The organism is Geodermatophilus poikilotrophus (assembly GCF_900111455.1).
GTDB classification, from domain to species: domain Bacteria; phylum Actinomycetota; class Actinomycetes; order Mycobacteriales; family Geodermatophilaceae; genus Geodermatophilus; species Geodermatophilus poikilotrophus.
In genome coordinates this window covers 99067-113034 of record NZ_FOIE01000007.1, presented here as the reverse complement: position 1 = coordinate 113034, position 13968 = coordinate 99067, and the positions used below count along the sequence as shown (strand labels likewise).

General features: G+C 76.1%; 13 protein-coding genes and 1 riboswitch. Of the genes, 7 read left to right on the top strand and 6 right to left on the bottom strand.

Annotated elements, in window-relative coordinates:
- Nucleotides 1-96: 96 nt before the first annotated feature.
- On the top strand, nucleotides 97-372 hold the full coding sequence (locus BMW27_RS16455) for a hypothetical protein (RefSeq protein WP_091445989.1): 276 nt from the start codon (nucleotides 97-99) through the stop codon (nucleotides 370-372).
- Here BMW27_RS16455 and BMW27_RS16450 read toward each other — a convergent pair.
- From BMW27_RS16450 to thiM, 4 genes are all read right to left on the bottom strand, one after another.
- Nucleotides 338-1705, bottom strand: coding sequence for a DNA polymerase IV (locus BMW27_RS16450; protein ID WP_091445988.1), 1368 nt, complete (start codon nucleotides 1703-1705; stop codon nucleotides 338-340). The two genes, BMW27_RS16455 and BMW27_RS16450, sit on opposite strands and share 35 nt — an antisense overlap.
- 195 nt (nucleotides 1706-1900) lie before the next feature.
- Entirely contained in the window at nucleotides 1901-2737 is an 837-nt protein-coding gene (thiD, locus tag BMW27_RS16445; RefSeq protein ID WP_091445986.1) for a bifunctional hydroxymethylpyrimidine kinase/phosphomethylpyrimidine kinase, read from the bottom strand.
- Entirely contained in the window at nucleotides 2734-3393 is a 660-nt protein-coding gene (thiE, locus tag BMW27_RS16440) for a thiamine phosphate synthase (protein ID WP_091445984.1), read from the bottom strand. Before thiE ends, thiD begins: the two co-directional genes overlap by 4 nt.
- Entirely contained in the window at nucleotides 3390-4178 is a 789-nt protein-coding gene (gene thiM / locus BMW27_RS16435) for a hydroxyethylthiazole kinase (protein ID WP_091445981.1), read from the bottom strand. Before thiM ends, thiE begins: the two co-directional genes overlap by 4 nt.
- Nucleotides 4172-4267: riboswitch (TPP riboswitch) on the bottom strand. It overlaps the preceding gene by 7 nt.
- An 83-nt stretch (nucleotides 4268-4350) precedes the next feature.
- Between thiM and BMW27_RS16430 the strand changes: the two genes are divergently transcribed.
- Nucleotides 4351-5085 (top strand): sulfite exporter TauE/SafE family protein, encoded by a 735-nt coding sequence (locus tag BMW27_RS16430; protein WP_175486540.1) that lies wholly within the window; start codon nucleotides 4351-4353, stop codon nucleotides 5083-5085.
- Between the two features lie 142 nt (nucleotides 5086-5227).
- Here BMW27_RS16430 and BMW27_RS24405 read toward each other — a convergent pair whose 3' ends face one another.
- The gene (locus BMW27_RS24405) at nucleotides 5228-6982 is read right to left on the bottom strand and encodes a DEAD/DEAH box helicase (protein WP_091445976.1); all 1755 of its coding nucleotides are present in this window, start codon (nucleotides 6980-6982) and stop codon (nucleotides 5228-5230) included.
- A 243-nt stretch (nucleotides 6983-7225) separates the two neighbouring features.
- Between BMW27_RS24405 and BMW27_RS16420 the strand changes: the two genes are divergently transcribed.
- The 5 genes from BMW27_RS16420 to pgm all read left to right on the top strand — a co-directional run bounded on the left by BMW27_RS16420 (nucleotide 7226) and on the right by pgm (nucleotide 12320).
- Complete coding sequence (locus tag BMW27_RS16420; protein WP_091446357.1) at nucleotides 7226-7450, top strand: FitA-like ribbon-helix-helix domain-containing protein; 225 nt, start codon at nucleotides 7226-7228, stop codon at nucleotides 7448-7450.
- The gene (locus tag BMW27_RS16415; RefSeq protein ID WP_091445974.1) at nucleotides 7447-7839 is read left to right on the top strand and encodes a type II toxin-antitoxin system VapC family toxin; all 393 of its coding nucleotides are present in this window, start codon (nucleotides 7447-7449) and stop codon (nucleotides 7837-7839) included. Before BMW27_RS16420 ends, BMW27_RS16415 begins: the two co-directional genes overlap by 4 nt.
- An 88-nt stretch (nucleotides 7840-7927) precedes the next feature.
- The gene (locus BMW27_RS16410) at nucleotides 7928-8773 is read left to right on the top strand and encodes an alpha/beta fold hydrolase (RefSeq protein ID WP_091445972.1); all 846 of its coding nucleotides are present in this window, start codon (nucleotides 7928-7930) and stop codon (nucleotides 8771-8773) included.
- A gap of 62 nt (nucleotides 8774-8835) precedes the next feature.
- Nucleotides 8836-10587, top strand: coding sequence for a 5,6-dimethylbenzimidazole synthase (gene bluB, locus BMW27_RS16405; protein ID WP_091445970.1), 1752 nt, complete (start codon nucleotides 8836-8838; stop codon nucleotides 10585-10587).
- A 98-nt stretch (nucleotides 10588-10685) separates the two neighbouring features.
- Nucleotides 10686-12320 carry a phosphoglucomutase (alpha-D-glucose-1,6-bisphosphate-dependent) gene (gene pgm / locus BMW27_RS16400; protein WP_091445968.1) on the top strand — a complete coding sequence of 545 codons (1635 nt, stop codon included), beginning with the start codon at nucleotides 10686-10688 and terminating at the stop codon, nucleotides 12318-12320.
- Between the two features lie 118 nt (nucleotides 12321-12438).
- Here pgm and glpK read toward each other — a convergent pair whose 3' ends face one another.
- On the bottom strand, nucleotides 12439-13956 hold the full coding sequence (glpK, locus tag BMW27_RS16395) for a glycerol kinase GlpK (protein WP_091445966.1): 1518 nt from the start codon (nucleotides 13954-13956) through the stop codon (nucleotides 12439-12441).
- Nucleotides 13957-13968: the final 12 nt, after the last annotated feature.

Below are 13968 nucleotides of genomic sequence, written 5' to 3'. Positions count from 1 at the left end.
GGAAACCGGCACCCGGCCCCCAGGATCCCCACAGGTGCAGGGCCCAGGGTCGGGGTGCGCGGTCCAGCAGGGGCCGCCGGACGACGGGAGGCCGCCATGGCCACCAGCACCAGCACCAGCACCAGCGCGGGCAGGATCCTGTGGTTGCGGACGCGACCCCTCGTGGCTGCGGAGCCCGACCTCACCGCGGACGTCGCCGTCCAGGTCGCCACCGTGGCGCTGGCCGACCACCCGGGGGCGGTCGTCGACCGGATCGAGGTCGACCCCACCGGGTTCTGCACGGCCCACCTGGTCACCCGCTCCGGCGTGCGGGTGCTCGTGCACGTCGACCGGGACCTCACGGTGCTGGGGTGGCTCGCACTGGCTCGCTGACCCGCCAGTCCGGTGGCTCCGCGGGGTGCAGGGCGGGGTCGTCGGAGGCCAGCGTGCGCACCGGTCCGGGCGGCGTCAGCGGGCCCTCGAAGCGCACGGTGACCCGCCCGAGGCCGCGACCCCACACCCAGCCGGCGCCGAGATCGTCGTGCCGCACGTCCTGGCCGGGCCACCAGCGGGCCTCGGCCGTCAGCGGCTCGGGCACCTCCTCGGGCCGGTCGTCCGCCGTCACCACGTCGTCGTCCGGATCGGGTTCCCCGTCGGCGAACAGATCGCCCTGGGCGTAGAGAGACAGCCCGGAGACGCCGACCCCGAGCAGCCGCAGTCCGCCCTGCGTGCCGGCCTCGGCCAGCAGCCGGTGCGCGATCGAGGCGATCACCCGCGGGTCGTCGGTGGGCTGGGGCAGCGTCTGCGAGCGGGTGAGCGTGGTGAAGTCGTAGCGGCGCAGCTTGAGCGTCACCGTCCGGCCCGAGTAGGCCGCGGCGCGCAGCCGGCGGCCGACCCGCGCGGCCATGCTGTCCACGTACCGGCCGAGGACGCCGCGGTCGGTGAGGTCCCGGGCGAAGGTCTCCTCCTGCGAGATGGACTTGGCCTCGCGCTCGGCCACGACCGGCCGGTCGTCCTCGGCGCGGGCCAGCGCGTGCAGCCCCGTCCCGTGTGCCCGGCCGGCCAGCGCCACGAGGTCGGGTAGCGACTTCGAGGCCAGGTCGCCGACGGTCTTCACGCCCACCTGGTGCAGCCGTTCCGCGGTCGCCGGCCCCACGCCACCCAGCCGCGTCACCGGCAGTGGGTGCAGCACCTCCAGTTCCCGTCCCGGGGGGACGACGACCAGCCCGTCGGGCTTGTCGAGGTCCGAGGCGATCTTGGCCATGAGCTTGGAGCTGCCGATGCCCACCGATCCGGTCACCCCGCCGGTGGCCGCGGCGATGCGCTGCTTGAGCCCGCGGGCCAGCGCCGTGACACCGTCCACCGACAGGTCGTGTCCCTCGCCGGCCGCCAGGTCGACGTAGGCCTCGTCGATCGAGACCGGCTCCACCAGCGGGGACAGCTCGCGCAGCAGCTCCATCACCACGTCCGAGGTGCGGCGGTAGGCCGCGAACCGGCCGCCGAGGAAGGCGGTCCCGGACGGGCAGCGCCGTCGCGCCTCCGCGGTGGACATCGCCGAGCGCGCCCCGTAGGCGCGGGCCTCGTAGGACGCCGTCGCCACCACCCCGCGGCCGCCCGTGCCGCCGACGACCACCGGCCGCCCGCGCAGCGAGGGCTTGTCGCGCTGCTCGACCGCGGCGAAGAAGGCGTCGAGGTCCAGGTGCAGGATGCTCGCCTCCCGCCGCACGCCCCACCTCCTCGTCGTCGCCGCCGGCCCGTCCCATGGTCGCCCGTCCTCCCGAGGGGTGGGGAAGGGACGCTCCGTACGACCGCGGCCGGCGACATCACCGGAGGGGATGTCGCCCACCCGCTGACCCCGGCCCGCCGTGGTCACCGGCGTCCGGGTGACCGACCCGCCGGTGCGGCAGCCGGGTGCCGGTGGTCAACGCGGACGCGGCTCCCAGATGCCGGCGAAGTGGTGCACCGGACCGTGCCCGGAGCCCACGCCCAGGCTCTCCCCCGCCTCCAGCGCCCGGTGCAGGTAGTCCCGGGCGGGGTCGACCAGACGCGTCCAGTCGTCGGTGCGGTGCCGGGCGGCCAGCGCGGCGAGCGCGGAGGACAGGGTGCAGCCGGTCCCGTGCGTCGACCGGGTGTCCACCCGTGCCCGGCGGGTGACGGTGACGCCGTCCGCGGTGGCCAGCACGTCGACGCTCTCCTCCCCGCCGAGGTGGCCGCCCTTGAGCAGCACCGCCCGGGGGCCGAGGGCCAGCAGCGCGGTGGCCTGGCCGGGCAGCTGGTCGACGTCGGTGGCCGGGGGCGCGTCGAGCAGGACGGCGGCCTCGGGCACGTTCGGCGTCACGAGGTCGGCCAGGGGCAGCAGGTCGCTGCGGACGGCGTCGACCGCAGCGTCGTCGATGAGCCGGTCACCGCTGGTCGCCACCATCACCGGGTCGCACACCACCGGGCCGCCCGGGTGGCCGGCTAGCCCCGCGGCGACGGCGCGCACCACGTCCGCGGTGCCGAGCATGCCGAGCTTGGTGGCGTGCACCTCGACGTCGGCGAACAGGGTCGACAGCTGCTCGGCGACGAACTCGGGCGGGACGCCGTGCACGCCGGTCACACCGCGGGTGTTCTGCGCGGTCAGCGCGGTCAGCACCGCCGTCCCGTAGACGCCGAGCGCGCTGAAGGTCTTGAGGTCGGCCTGGATGCCGGCGCCGCCGCTGGGGTCGCTGCCGGCGACGGTCAGCGCTGTCGGGACCGCCGCCCGCCCGCCGCTCACACGCGCACCCCGTCGATCGACGCACGCAGCGCCCGGGCGGCCTCGGCCGGGTCGGGCGCGGTGCACACCGCCGACACCACGCACACGCCGTCCACCCCGGTCGCGGCCACCTCGGCGGCCCGGTCGGCGTCGATGCCTCCGATCGCGACGGTGGTGAACCCGGCGGCGCGGGCGGCATCGGCCAGCGCACGGACGCCGTCCGGACCGAGCGCGCTCCCGGCGTCGGGCTTGGTCGGCGTCGTCCACACCGGACCGATGCCCACCACGTCGACGGTCCCGACGGGCAGGGCGCGCGCGACGTCCAGCTCGGCGACGGAGGAGACGCTGAACCCGAGCAGCCGGCCGGGCCCGAGCAGGGCGCGCACCTCGGCCGGCGGGAGGTCGTCCTGGCCGAGGTGCACGCCGTCCGCGCCGGCGAGCAGGGCGACGTCGACGGCGTCGTTGACCCAGAGCGTGACGTCCGGCCGGTCGGCCAGCGCCGCCTGCACCGCGCGGGTGAGCTCCAGCAGCTCGCGGCGGGAGGCGGTCTTGTCCCGCACCTGGACGGTGGTGACGCCGCCGGCCACCGCGGCACGGACGACGTCGGCGACCGGCCGCGGGCGGGCGAGCGCGGTGTCGGTGACCAGGTAGAGGGTCGGGTCGAACGGACGGCTCACCGGACGTCCGCCGCGGTCAGGGCGGCGCCGTCGACGGCGTCCAGCGCGTCGAGCCAGGCGGGGGCGAAGGTGCCCGGGCCCGAGGCCACCCGCGCCGCCCGTTCGGCGGCGACCGCCACGTGCGCGTGCGCGGCCACCGCCCCGGTGAGCGGGTCCCCCGTGGCGGCGACGTAGGCGCCGACCAGGGCGCCCAGCGCGCAGCCGGCGCCGGTGGTGCGGGTCAGCAGCGGCGAGCCGCCGCCGACGCGGACGGTGCGCCGTCCGTCGGTGACCAGGTCCACCTCGCCGCTGACCGCGACGACCCCGCCGGTGCGCGCGGCGAGCTCGGCGGCGGCCTTCGCGGCGTCGTCGGTGCTGTCGGTGCTGTCCACGCCGCGGCCGCCGCCGCCGGCGCCGGCCAGCGCCATGACCTCCGAGGCGTTGCCGCGGACGACGGTGGGCCGCAGGCCGACGAGCTCGGTGGCCAGCTCGGTGCGGTAGACCAGCCCGCCGACGGCGACGGGGTCGAGCACCCACGGCGTCCCGGCCGCGCCCGCCGAGCGGGCCGCCAGCCGCATCGCCTCGGCGGTGCGGGCGTGCACCGTGCCGACGTTGACCAGCACCGCGGAGGCGACCGCGGCGAAGTCGCCGGCCTCCTCGGGTGCGTCCACCATCGCCGGGGCAGCGCCCGCGGCGAGCAGGGCGTTCGCGGTGATCGCCTGCACCACCGTGTTCGTGAGGCAGTGCACCAGCGGGGTGCGTGCGAGGAGCGCCGCGCGGGCGGCGCGCAGGTCGACGGCCGGCATGCCGGTGACATCCCTTCGCCAGTGCGAACTGGAGCAGGTTCGACGGGTGTGCTCTCAGCCCCCGGTTGGGGACACCCCGTGCCACGTGCGCCTCCGAACGTAACACCGGGTCGCCGTCGTGGCCGCCCGCCGCTGGCGGAACGCAGCCGGGGCGTGCGAGAGGATGGCCGGCGTGCTGCTCGCGTCCCTCGCCGTTCTGGCGGGCGCGACCGTGCAGGCCGCCGCCGGGTTCGGGCTGGCGCTCATCGCCGGGCCCGCGATCGTGGCCCTGCTCGAGCCCACCGAGGCGGTCACCACGCTGATGGTCCTCGCCACGACCACCACCCTGCTCCTGCTGCTGGTGCGCCGCGGGCCGCGGCCGGCCGTCCGGTGGGCCGACGTCCGGGTGGTGACCCTGGCCGCCGTCCCGGGCGTGCTGGCCGGCGTGCTGGTGCTCGCCGTGGTCAGCAAGTCGGCGCTGCAGCTCGCGGTGGGCGTGGGCGTGCTCGCCGCCGTGGCGCTCCAGGTCCTGCGCCGCCCGGCCACCGGCCGGAGGGAGCCGTCCCGGTGGTCCACCCTGGGCGTGGGTCTGGTCGCCGGGCTGCTCACCACCACGACCAGCACCAACGGTCCGCCGCTGGTGCTCTGGCTCGAGCGGCGGCGGGTGGCCCCGGCGGAGATGCGCGACACCCTGGCGGCGCTGTTCCTCGCCCTCAACCTGCTCGGCGCGGCGGTGCTCACCGCCACCGGGCGGGCTGGTCAGGCCCTCCGGCCGGAGGTGGTGCTGGTGCTGCTGGCCGCGGCGGTCGTCGGACACGTGGTCGGTCGCCGGCTGTTCCACCTCCTCGACGCCCGCCGGTTCCGGGCGGCGGGCCTCGGGCTGTCCGCGCTGGCCGGGGTGGCCAGCATCGTCGCGGCGGTGGGCTGAGGTCCACCAGGAGCGCTCGCACGCAGTGCAGCGCCGGCGTCGACCATGGGGTTGGTGCAGGTGGACACGCGGTCGACGGCGCGGCGTCGAACGACAGCCCCATGATCAACTCGGGGCGAGGGTGGCGTGGGGGAAGGGCGCCTCACTCGGTCAGCGCGACCGGGGGCAGCCAGTCGGCGTCGAGCAGCTCGGCGATCTCCCGCAGCGCGGAGGTGTCCGCACCGGCGGTGGAGCCGCTGACGGCCAGCCGCTCCACCATCACCCGGGCCACCTGCTCCTCCACGGTGTCCTCGGCGAAGGCCACCCGCCACGGGGAGACCTGGCCGTCGCGGTGGGTGCGGCCGGTGACCTGGCGGGCTTGGATGCCGGAGAACCGCGGCTGGTGGAACAGCCCGACCCGCGGTGTCGCCGAGGCCGTGCGACCGCCGGGCAGCAGCTCCCCGGCGTGCAGGCTGATCGACGCGGTCACGGTGAAGACGCACACCGGCGCCTCGCCGGTCTGGAAGCGCAGCCGCTCGGCCTCGACGTCGAAGCGGTCGCGGCCGTAGATGCCCGCCACCGCCACGCCCGAGTCCAGCAGCGCCTCGCGGATCGGGTCGGCCGCCGTCTCGACGAACTCGACCGACACCGCGACCTGCCGCTCGGCCTCGACCTGGGCCCTCACCCAGTCGACGGTGGCCTGCGCGCGGATCAGCCCGGCCTTCTGCCGGAAGCGCAGCAACGCGGCCCGGCCGCGCGCGGTCTGCCGGGCCCGGCGCGCGAGCTGCATCTCGGCGCGGAACTCCTGCCACTCGGACTCGTAGGCGGCCTGCTCGGCCGGGGTCAGGGCGACCGGCGTCCCGGTCACCGACACCGGGCCCCACGGCGCCGGCCGGTGCAGCGTCGCCGGCGGCTCCCCCTCGGCCAGCCAGCCCTGCAGCCGGGTGAGGTCGGCGCGGCGGGCGTCGGCGTCCTCGGTCCACGTCCAGCCGTAGCGCCCGCGTTCCACGTGGAACCCGTGCTCGGCGAGCTTCGCCGGCAGGTCGGCCCAGGCGCGCAGGGGCTCGCCGTGCCGCTGCGCGAACTGCGGCGCCAGGTAGGGCAGCTCCAGCGGCGTGTGCGCGGGCGTGGCGGTGGCGGCGAGGACGAAGGGCACGTCCTTCGCGCGCCCGGCACCGGAGACGGCCTTCCAGTGCTTCCAGCGCTGGGTCGTGGTGTGCCGGACCATGTGCGCCTCGTCGGCGATCACGACGTCGAACCGCGGCCCCGTCCGCTGGAGCGCGGCCACCTTGGCCAGCCGGTCCCAGGTGGTGACGCACCAGCGCAGCCCGCCGTCGCCGAAGCCGGCGATCGAGCGGGTCCAGTGCGGGATGGTGATGGCCGCGGGGCGGTCGGCGACGACGAGGACGCGGTCACCACCCCGCAGCTCGCAGACCTCCTGGGCGGCCAGGACGGCGGTCCCGGTCTTGCCCACGCCGGGGTCGTCGCCGAGCAGGAAGACGCGGTGCCCGGCCGCGGCGGAGGCGACGACGGCCGCAGCACCCGTGGCCTGCTCCTCGCGCGGCACCAGCGGCCGCCCCGGCGGCACCGGGCGTGCGGTGTCGTTGAGCTCGTCCTCGAGGAAGCGCTCGAAGGTGTACGGCGGCGGGTCGTAGGCGGCCAGCTCCGGTGGCAGTTCCCGGCCGACCCACACGTGCGCCTGCAGGTCCGCCCGCCACTGCGCGCCCGGCGCCGGGGCGCGGAACGGGACGGCGAGCACCCACACCCGCTCCCCCGGGCCGGCCACCGGCCGCTCGGGGGTCGGCCCGGCCGAGCGGCGGGCCGGCGCCTCCCGGCGGGTCGTCGTCGTGGTGCGGGTGGTGCTGGTCGAGCGGCTCCGGCTCGTCGACCGGGCCGTCCGGCGGCGCCGTCCGGGCATGGGTGCGCGTTCCTCTCCTCGGGCCACGGCTCGGTCCCACCGTGCCCCGGGATCGTGCGTCGGCCCCGGCCGGATCGCGTGGTGCCCCGCCGAGGAGGGGACCGGCACGCCGGCACACCGGAGGCCTCGGGAGCCGATCAGCCCCGACCGTGGACGGCAGCCCGAGGACGCCCGGAGCCCTGCGTGCATGCGTTCCACATGTGACCGCATGTGCAGCGCATGTACGGTGGATCCGTGCCCAAGATGTTGCAGGTGCGTCACGTCCCGGACGAGCTCCACGCCGTACTGCGGCAGCGGGCGGCGGAGAACGGACTGAGCCTGTCGGAGTACGTGCTGCGCGAGCTGCAGGCGGTCGCTGCGCGGCCGAGCAAGGCCGAGGTGTTGGCCCGTGCCGCCCGCCGCGGCGGACGACTCTCCTTCGACGAAGCGGTCGCCGCCGTGGCTGCCGGCCGTGAGGACGGGATGTGATCGTCGCCGACGCCTCGGTGCTCGTGCCGGCCCTGGTGGACGACGGATCCGCCGGCGCCCTCGCGCGCGAGCGGCTCCTGGGCTCCGACGTCCACGCGCCCGAGCTCGCGGACGTGGAGGTGCTCTCCGTCGTCCGGCGCGAGGTGCTGGGCGGTCGGCTCACGCGAGAGCGGGGCACTGCTGCACTGGAGGACTACGCCGAGCTGACCCTCGAACGCCATCCCCACCTGCTGCTGCTGGCGCGCGCATGGGAACTCCGGCACTCGGTCAGCGCCTACGACGCCCAGTACGTGGCGCTCGCCGAACTGCTCGGCATCCCGCTCGTCACGGGCGACGAGCGGCTGTCGCGAGCACCCGGCCTGCGGTGCGCCGTCGACCTGCTGCGCTGAGCAGCGGGGTCTGCTGCCGGGCCCTCGTTCCGTCCACCGAGGAGCCCGGCATCCCGACCGGCCCCGCTCGATCTGGTGGAATCGCCGGGTGGCGACGAACTCCGACGAGCGGCTGCACGGCCGGACGCTGGGCTCGGCCGGGCCGCGGGTGGTGTTCGTGCACGGGCTGTTCGGTCAGGGGAAGAACTGGACGACCATCGCCAAGGGCCTCGCCGAGGACCACCGCGTGACCCTGCTCGACCTGCCCAACCACGGGCACTCCCCGTGGACCGACCGGGTGGACTACGTCGACATGGCCGAGCTGGTCGCCGCCGAGCTGCGTCCGTTCGGGGAGCCGGTGACCCTCGTCGGGCACTCGATGGGCGGCAAGGTGTCGATGCAGCTGGCGCTGCGCCACCCGGAGCTGCTGCGCGCGCTCGTCGTCGTCGACATCGCCCCGGTCGAGTACCCGCTGTCCGGCGGCCGCACCGACGACCCGGACGAGGAGGCCTCGCCGTTCGCCGCCTTCATCGCGGCCATGCGCGCCATGGACCTCGACCGCCTCGGGACCCGGGCGGACGCCGACGCCGCGCTGCGCGCCGCCGTCCCCAGCAGGATGGTGCGCTCCTTCCTGCTGCAGAGCCTGGTCCGCGAGGGGGTCGGGGGCGACGGCGGCTGGCGCTGGCGGCTCAACCTCGAGCTGCTGGAGCGCGACCTGGGCGAGCTGCGCGGCTTCCCCGAACCGCCGCCGGGGGCCCGCTACGACGGTCCGGTGCTGTGGGTCGCCGGTGCCAACTCGCACTACGTGCTGCCGGAGGACCGCGCGCGGATGGAGGAGCTGTTCCCGAACACCCGCATGGTGCGGGTCAAGAACGCCGGCCACTGGGTGCACTCCGAGCAGCCCGAGGTCTTCCTGGAGACGGTCACGCGGTTCCTCGAGCGCGTGGAGCGCTGAGGGTCGGGACCGGGACGACGGTCGGTCCGCCCGGGGGGCGCACCGGCGGAGGGAGGGAGTCCGTGGCGGAGACGTGGCCGCGGCCGGTGCCGCTGGTCGGCGACGCGACCTCGGCGTCCCAGCGCGCCGCCGACCCCACCGGCTGGGCGATGGGCGAGGAGGTCCGGAACGCCCTGCACCGGGTGGTCGGCGCCCGCCGCGACGTCCGGCGGTTCCGGGCCGACCCCGTGCCCGGCGAGGTCCTGGAGCGCGTCCTGGCCGCGGCGCACGCCGCCCCGTCGGTCGGGCACAGCCAGCCGTGGCGCTTCCTCGTCGTGCAGGACGCCGCGACCCGGGACCGTGCCGCGGTGCTCACCGACCGGGAACGGCTGCGCCAGGCCGCGCAGCTGGAGCCGGACGCCGCCCGCCGGCTGCTCGACCTGCAGCTCGAGGGGGTGCGCGAGGCGCCGCTCGGCGTGGTGGTCTGCTGCGACCGGCGCACCCCGGCGGCCGGGGTGCTGGGCCGGGCCACCTTCCCCGACGCCGACCTGTGGAGCTGCGCGGCGGCCGTCCAGAACCTGTGGCTGGCCGCCCGGGCCGAGGGGCTGGGCCTGGGCTGGGTGACCCTGTTCCGGCCCGCGGAGCTCGCCGGGCTGCTCGGCCTGCCGGACGGCGTGGAGACCCTGGGCTGGCTGTGCCTGGGCTGGCCCGACGAGCGGCCGCCCGCCCCGGGCCTGGAGCGGGCCGGCTGGTCCCGCCGGCTGCCGCTGTCCGACGTCGTCCTGCACGACCGGTGGCCCGCCGAGGACGCCGCGGTCCCGGCCGCGCCGCCGTCGCACCTGCGGGCGCCGGGCCGGCGGGCGGTCGTCGAGGCCCGCGACGAGGCTGACCGGCTGCTCACCCCGCCGGGCTCGCTCGGCGTCCTGGACCGGGCGGTGGACGGCGTGGTGGCGGCCGGCGGCGGCGCGACCTCCGGCGGCACCCTCGTCCTGGCCGCCGCCGACCACCCGGTGGCGGGCCGCGGAGTGTCCGCCTACTCCCCCGACGTGACGCGGGACGTGGTCCGCGCGGCCGTCGCGGGCACCTCGCTGGGGGCCATGGCCGCCCGGACGGCGGGCCTGCAGCTGTGCGTCGTGGACGCCGGGGTCGCCGGCGACCCCGTCCCGGGTGCCGAGGGGGCCCGCCCCGTGGACCCGCGCGGCGACCTCGTCGACCGGGCGGCGATGACGCCGGAGGACGCCCGACGGTCGCTGGACGCCGGCCGCGAGCTGGGCCGGGCGGCGGCGGCCGCGGGGCTGGTGGCCCTGGGCGAGGTCGGGGTCGGCAACACCACCGTGGCGGCGGCGCTGGCGTGCGGGCTGCTCGACGCCGACCCGGCCGACGCCGTCGGGCTGGGCTCGGGCGCCGACGCCGAGGTCCTCGCGCGCAAGCGGCAGGTGGTAGTGGAGGCCGTGCGCCGGGCCCGGCGGAGCGCCCCGGCGCTGACCCGGGACCCGGTGGTGGCGCTCGCCGAGCTGGGCGGCCCCGAGCTCGCCGTCCTCGCCGGGGTGGTCCTGGGCGCCGCGGCGGCCGGGTCGGCCGTGGTGCTGGACGGCTACGCCACCTCGGTCGCCGCCCTCGTGGCCGTGCGGCTGGAGCCGGGTGTGCAGCCGGTCCTGGTCGCCGGGCAGCGCAGCCGCGAGCGCGGGCACCAGCTGGTCCTCCAGGACCTGGGCCGGGAACCGCTGCTGGACCTGCGGATGCGCGCCGGCGAGGGCGTCGGCGCCGCCCTGGCGAGCGGCCTGCTGCTCGCGGGCCTGGCGCTGCGCCGGGACACCGCCCGCGTCGACTCCTGACCGGCGCGGCCGCACCCGCCGGCGGGAACGGTCTCCTCACCCGGATCCCGCGCCCGCCGGGGTCGCGGGGGCGGCGGGTGCAGGGCCAGGATCGGCGCATGACCGACCCCCGCGCCGGACAGCCGGCTGCCCCCAGCGACCTGGTCGACGTCGCCTCGCTGGTCACCGCGTACTACACGCTCGAGCCGGACCCGGCCGACCCGGCCCAGCAGGTCGCCTTCGGCACGTCCGGGCACCGCGGGTCGGCGTTCGACCGGGCGTTCAACGAGGCGCACATCGTCGCCACCACGCAGGCCATCTGCGAGTACCGCGCAGCCCAGGGCTACGACGGGCCGCTGTTCATCGGCCGCGACACCCACGCGCTGTCCGAGCCGGCCTGGGCCTCGGCGCTGGAGGTGCTGGTCGCCAACGACGTGACCGTGCTGGTCGACGCCGCCGACCGGTACACGCCCACGCCGGCGGTCAGCCACGCCATCCTGCGGGCCAACCACGGCAGGACCTCGGGGCTGGCCGACGGCATCGTCGTCACCCCGTCGCACAACCCGCCCCGCGACGGCGGGTTCAAGTACAACCCGCCCAACGGCGGGCCGGCCGACACCGACGCGACCAAGGTCATCGCCGCCCGCGCCAACGAGCTGCTGCAGGACGACCTCAAGGGCGTCCAGCGGATCCCGTTCGCCCGCGCCCGGACGGCCGCGCAGCCGCACGACTTCCTCGGTGACTACGTCGAGGACCTGCCGGCGGTGCTCGACCTCGACGCGGTCCGCGGGGCCGGCGTCCGGATCGGCGCCGACCCGCTCGGCGGCGCCAGCGTCGACTACTGGGGGGCGATCGCCGAGCGGCACCGCCTCGACCTCACCGTCGTCAACCCGCTGGTCGACCCGACCTGGCGGTTCATGACGCTGGACTGGGACGGCAAGATCCGCATGGACTGCTCGTCGCCGTCGGCCATGGCGTCGCTGATCGGAAAGCGGGAGCAGTTCCAGATCGCCACCGGCAACGACGCCGACGCCGACCGGCACGGCATCGTCACCCCCGACGCCGGCCTGATGAACCCCAACCACTTCCTCGCCGTGGCGATCTCCTACCTGTTCGCCCACCGGCCGGAGTGGAGCGCCGAGGTCGCGGTCGGCAAGACGCTGGTGTCGTCGTCCCTCATCGACCGGGTGGTCGGCGGGCTGGGCCGGCGGCTGGTCGAGGTGCCGGTCGGCTTCAAGTGGTTCGTGCCCGGCCTGCTCGACGGGTCGGTCGGCTTCGGCGGCGAGGAGTCCGCCGGGGCGTCGTTCCTGCGGCGGGACGGCGGGGTGTGGACGACGGACAAGGACGGCATCCTGCTGGCGCTGCTGGCCAGCGAGATCCAGGCCGTCACCGGCAGCTCGCCGTCCCAGCTGCACGCGGAGCTGACCGCCCGGTACGGGGAGTCCGCCTACGCCCGCATCGACGCGCCGGCGACCCGCGAGCAGAAGGCGGCGCTGGGGAAGCTCTCCCCCGAGGACGTGACGGCGACCGAGCTGGCCGGGGAGCCGATCACCGCCAAGCTCACCCGGGCGCCGGGCAACGACGCGGCGATCGGCGGGCTCAAGGTGACCACGGAGAACGCCTGGTTCGCCGCCCGCCCCTCGGGGACCGAGGACGTCTACAAGGTCTACGCGGAGTCGTTCCGGGGCCCCGACCACCTCGCGCAGGTGCAGGAGGAGGCCAAGGCCGTCGTCACCGCCGCGCTCGGCGGCTGACCGCGACCGTCCGGTCCCCGGCGCGGACCCCGGAGGGGTCCCGCCGGGGATCCGGGGGTGGGCTCAGCTCAGGTCGGGGACGGCACCTGGCCGCGGTGCCGTCCGGAGGACGGCGGTGTCATTGCACGTCCTCGTCGACCCAGTCGAGGCTCTTGGTGACCGCCTTCTGCCAGTTGCGGTAGTTGCGCTCCCGCTCCTCGGCCGGCATCCGCGGCTCCCAGCGCTTGTCCTCGGCCCACTTGGCGGTGAGCTCGTCGAGGTCGGACCAGAAGCCGACGGCGAGCCCGGCGGCGTAGGCGGCCCCCAGCGCCGTCGTCTCGGCGATCTGCGGCCGGATCACCGGGACGTCGAGGATGTCGGCCTGGAACTGCATGAGCAGCTCGTTGCCGACCATGCCGCCGTCCACCCGCAGCTCGGTGAGGTCGACCCCGGAGTCGGCGTTCATCGCGTCGAGCACCTCGCGGGTCTGGTACGCCGTCGCCTCGAGCACCGCGCGGGCCAGGTGCCCCTTGTTGACGTACCGGGTGAGCCCGACGATGGCGCCGCGGGCGTCGGAGCGCCAGTGCGGCGCGAAGAGCCCGGAGAAGGCGGGCACGAAGTACGCGCCGCCGTTGTCCTCGACCGAGCGGGCCTGGTCCTCGATCTCCGGGGCGCTCGAGATCATCCCGAGGTTGTCCCGGACCCACTGCACCAGCGACCCGGTGACCGCGATCGAGCCCTCCAGCGCGTACACCGGCTTGGCGTCGCCGAGCTGGTAGCACAGCGTCGTGAGCAGGCCGTTCTGCGACGGGACGGCCTCCTCGCCGGTGTTCAGCAGCATGAAGTTGCCGGTGCCGTAGGTGTTCTTGGCCATGCCCTTGGTGAAGCAGACCTGACCGAAGGTGGCCGCCTGCTGGTCGCCGAGCGAGCCGGCGATGGGCACCCCGCCGAGGAAGCCGGCCTTGCGGCCCCGGCCGTACTCCTCGGAGTTGGACCGGATCTCCGGGAGCATGGACGTCGGGATGCCCATCTCCCCGGCGATGTCGGCGTCCCAGGCCAGCGTCCGGTAGTCCATGAGCATCGTGCGCGAGGCGTTGGAGACGTCGGTGAGGTGCAGTCCGCCGTCGGCCCCGCCGGTCATGTTCCAGATCAGCCAGGAGTCGATGGTGCCCATGAGCAGCTCACCGCGCTCGGCCCGCTCCCGGGCACCGTCGACGTTGTCGAGGATCCAGCGCACCTTGGGCCCGGCGAAGTAGGTGGCCAGCGGCAGGCCGACCTTGTCCTTGTACCGGTCGGCGCCGCCGCCGAGGGCGCCGAGCTGCTCCACGATCGCCGTGGTGCGGGTGTCCTGCCAGACGATCGCGTTGTAGACCGGCCGGCCGGTGGTGCGGTCCCAGACGACGGTGGTCTCGCGCTGGTTGGTGATGCCGACGGCGACCACGTCCGAGTGCCCGACGTTGCCGCGGGCGAGCGCCTGGCCCACCACCTCGCGGGTGTTGGCCCAGATCTCGTCGGCGTCGTGCTCGACCCACCCGGCGCGCGGGAAGATCTGCTGGTGCTCCTTCTGCCCGACCGAGACCACGGCGCCGTCGTGGTCGAAGATCATGCAGCGGGTGCTCGTGGTCCCCTGGTCGATGGCTGCCACGTACTGGCTCACTGGTGGTTCCTC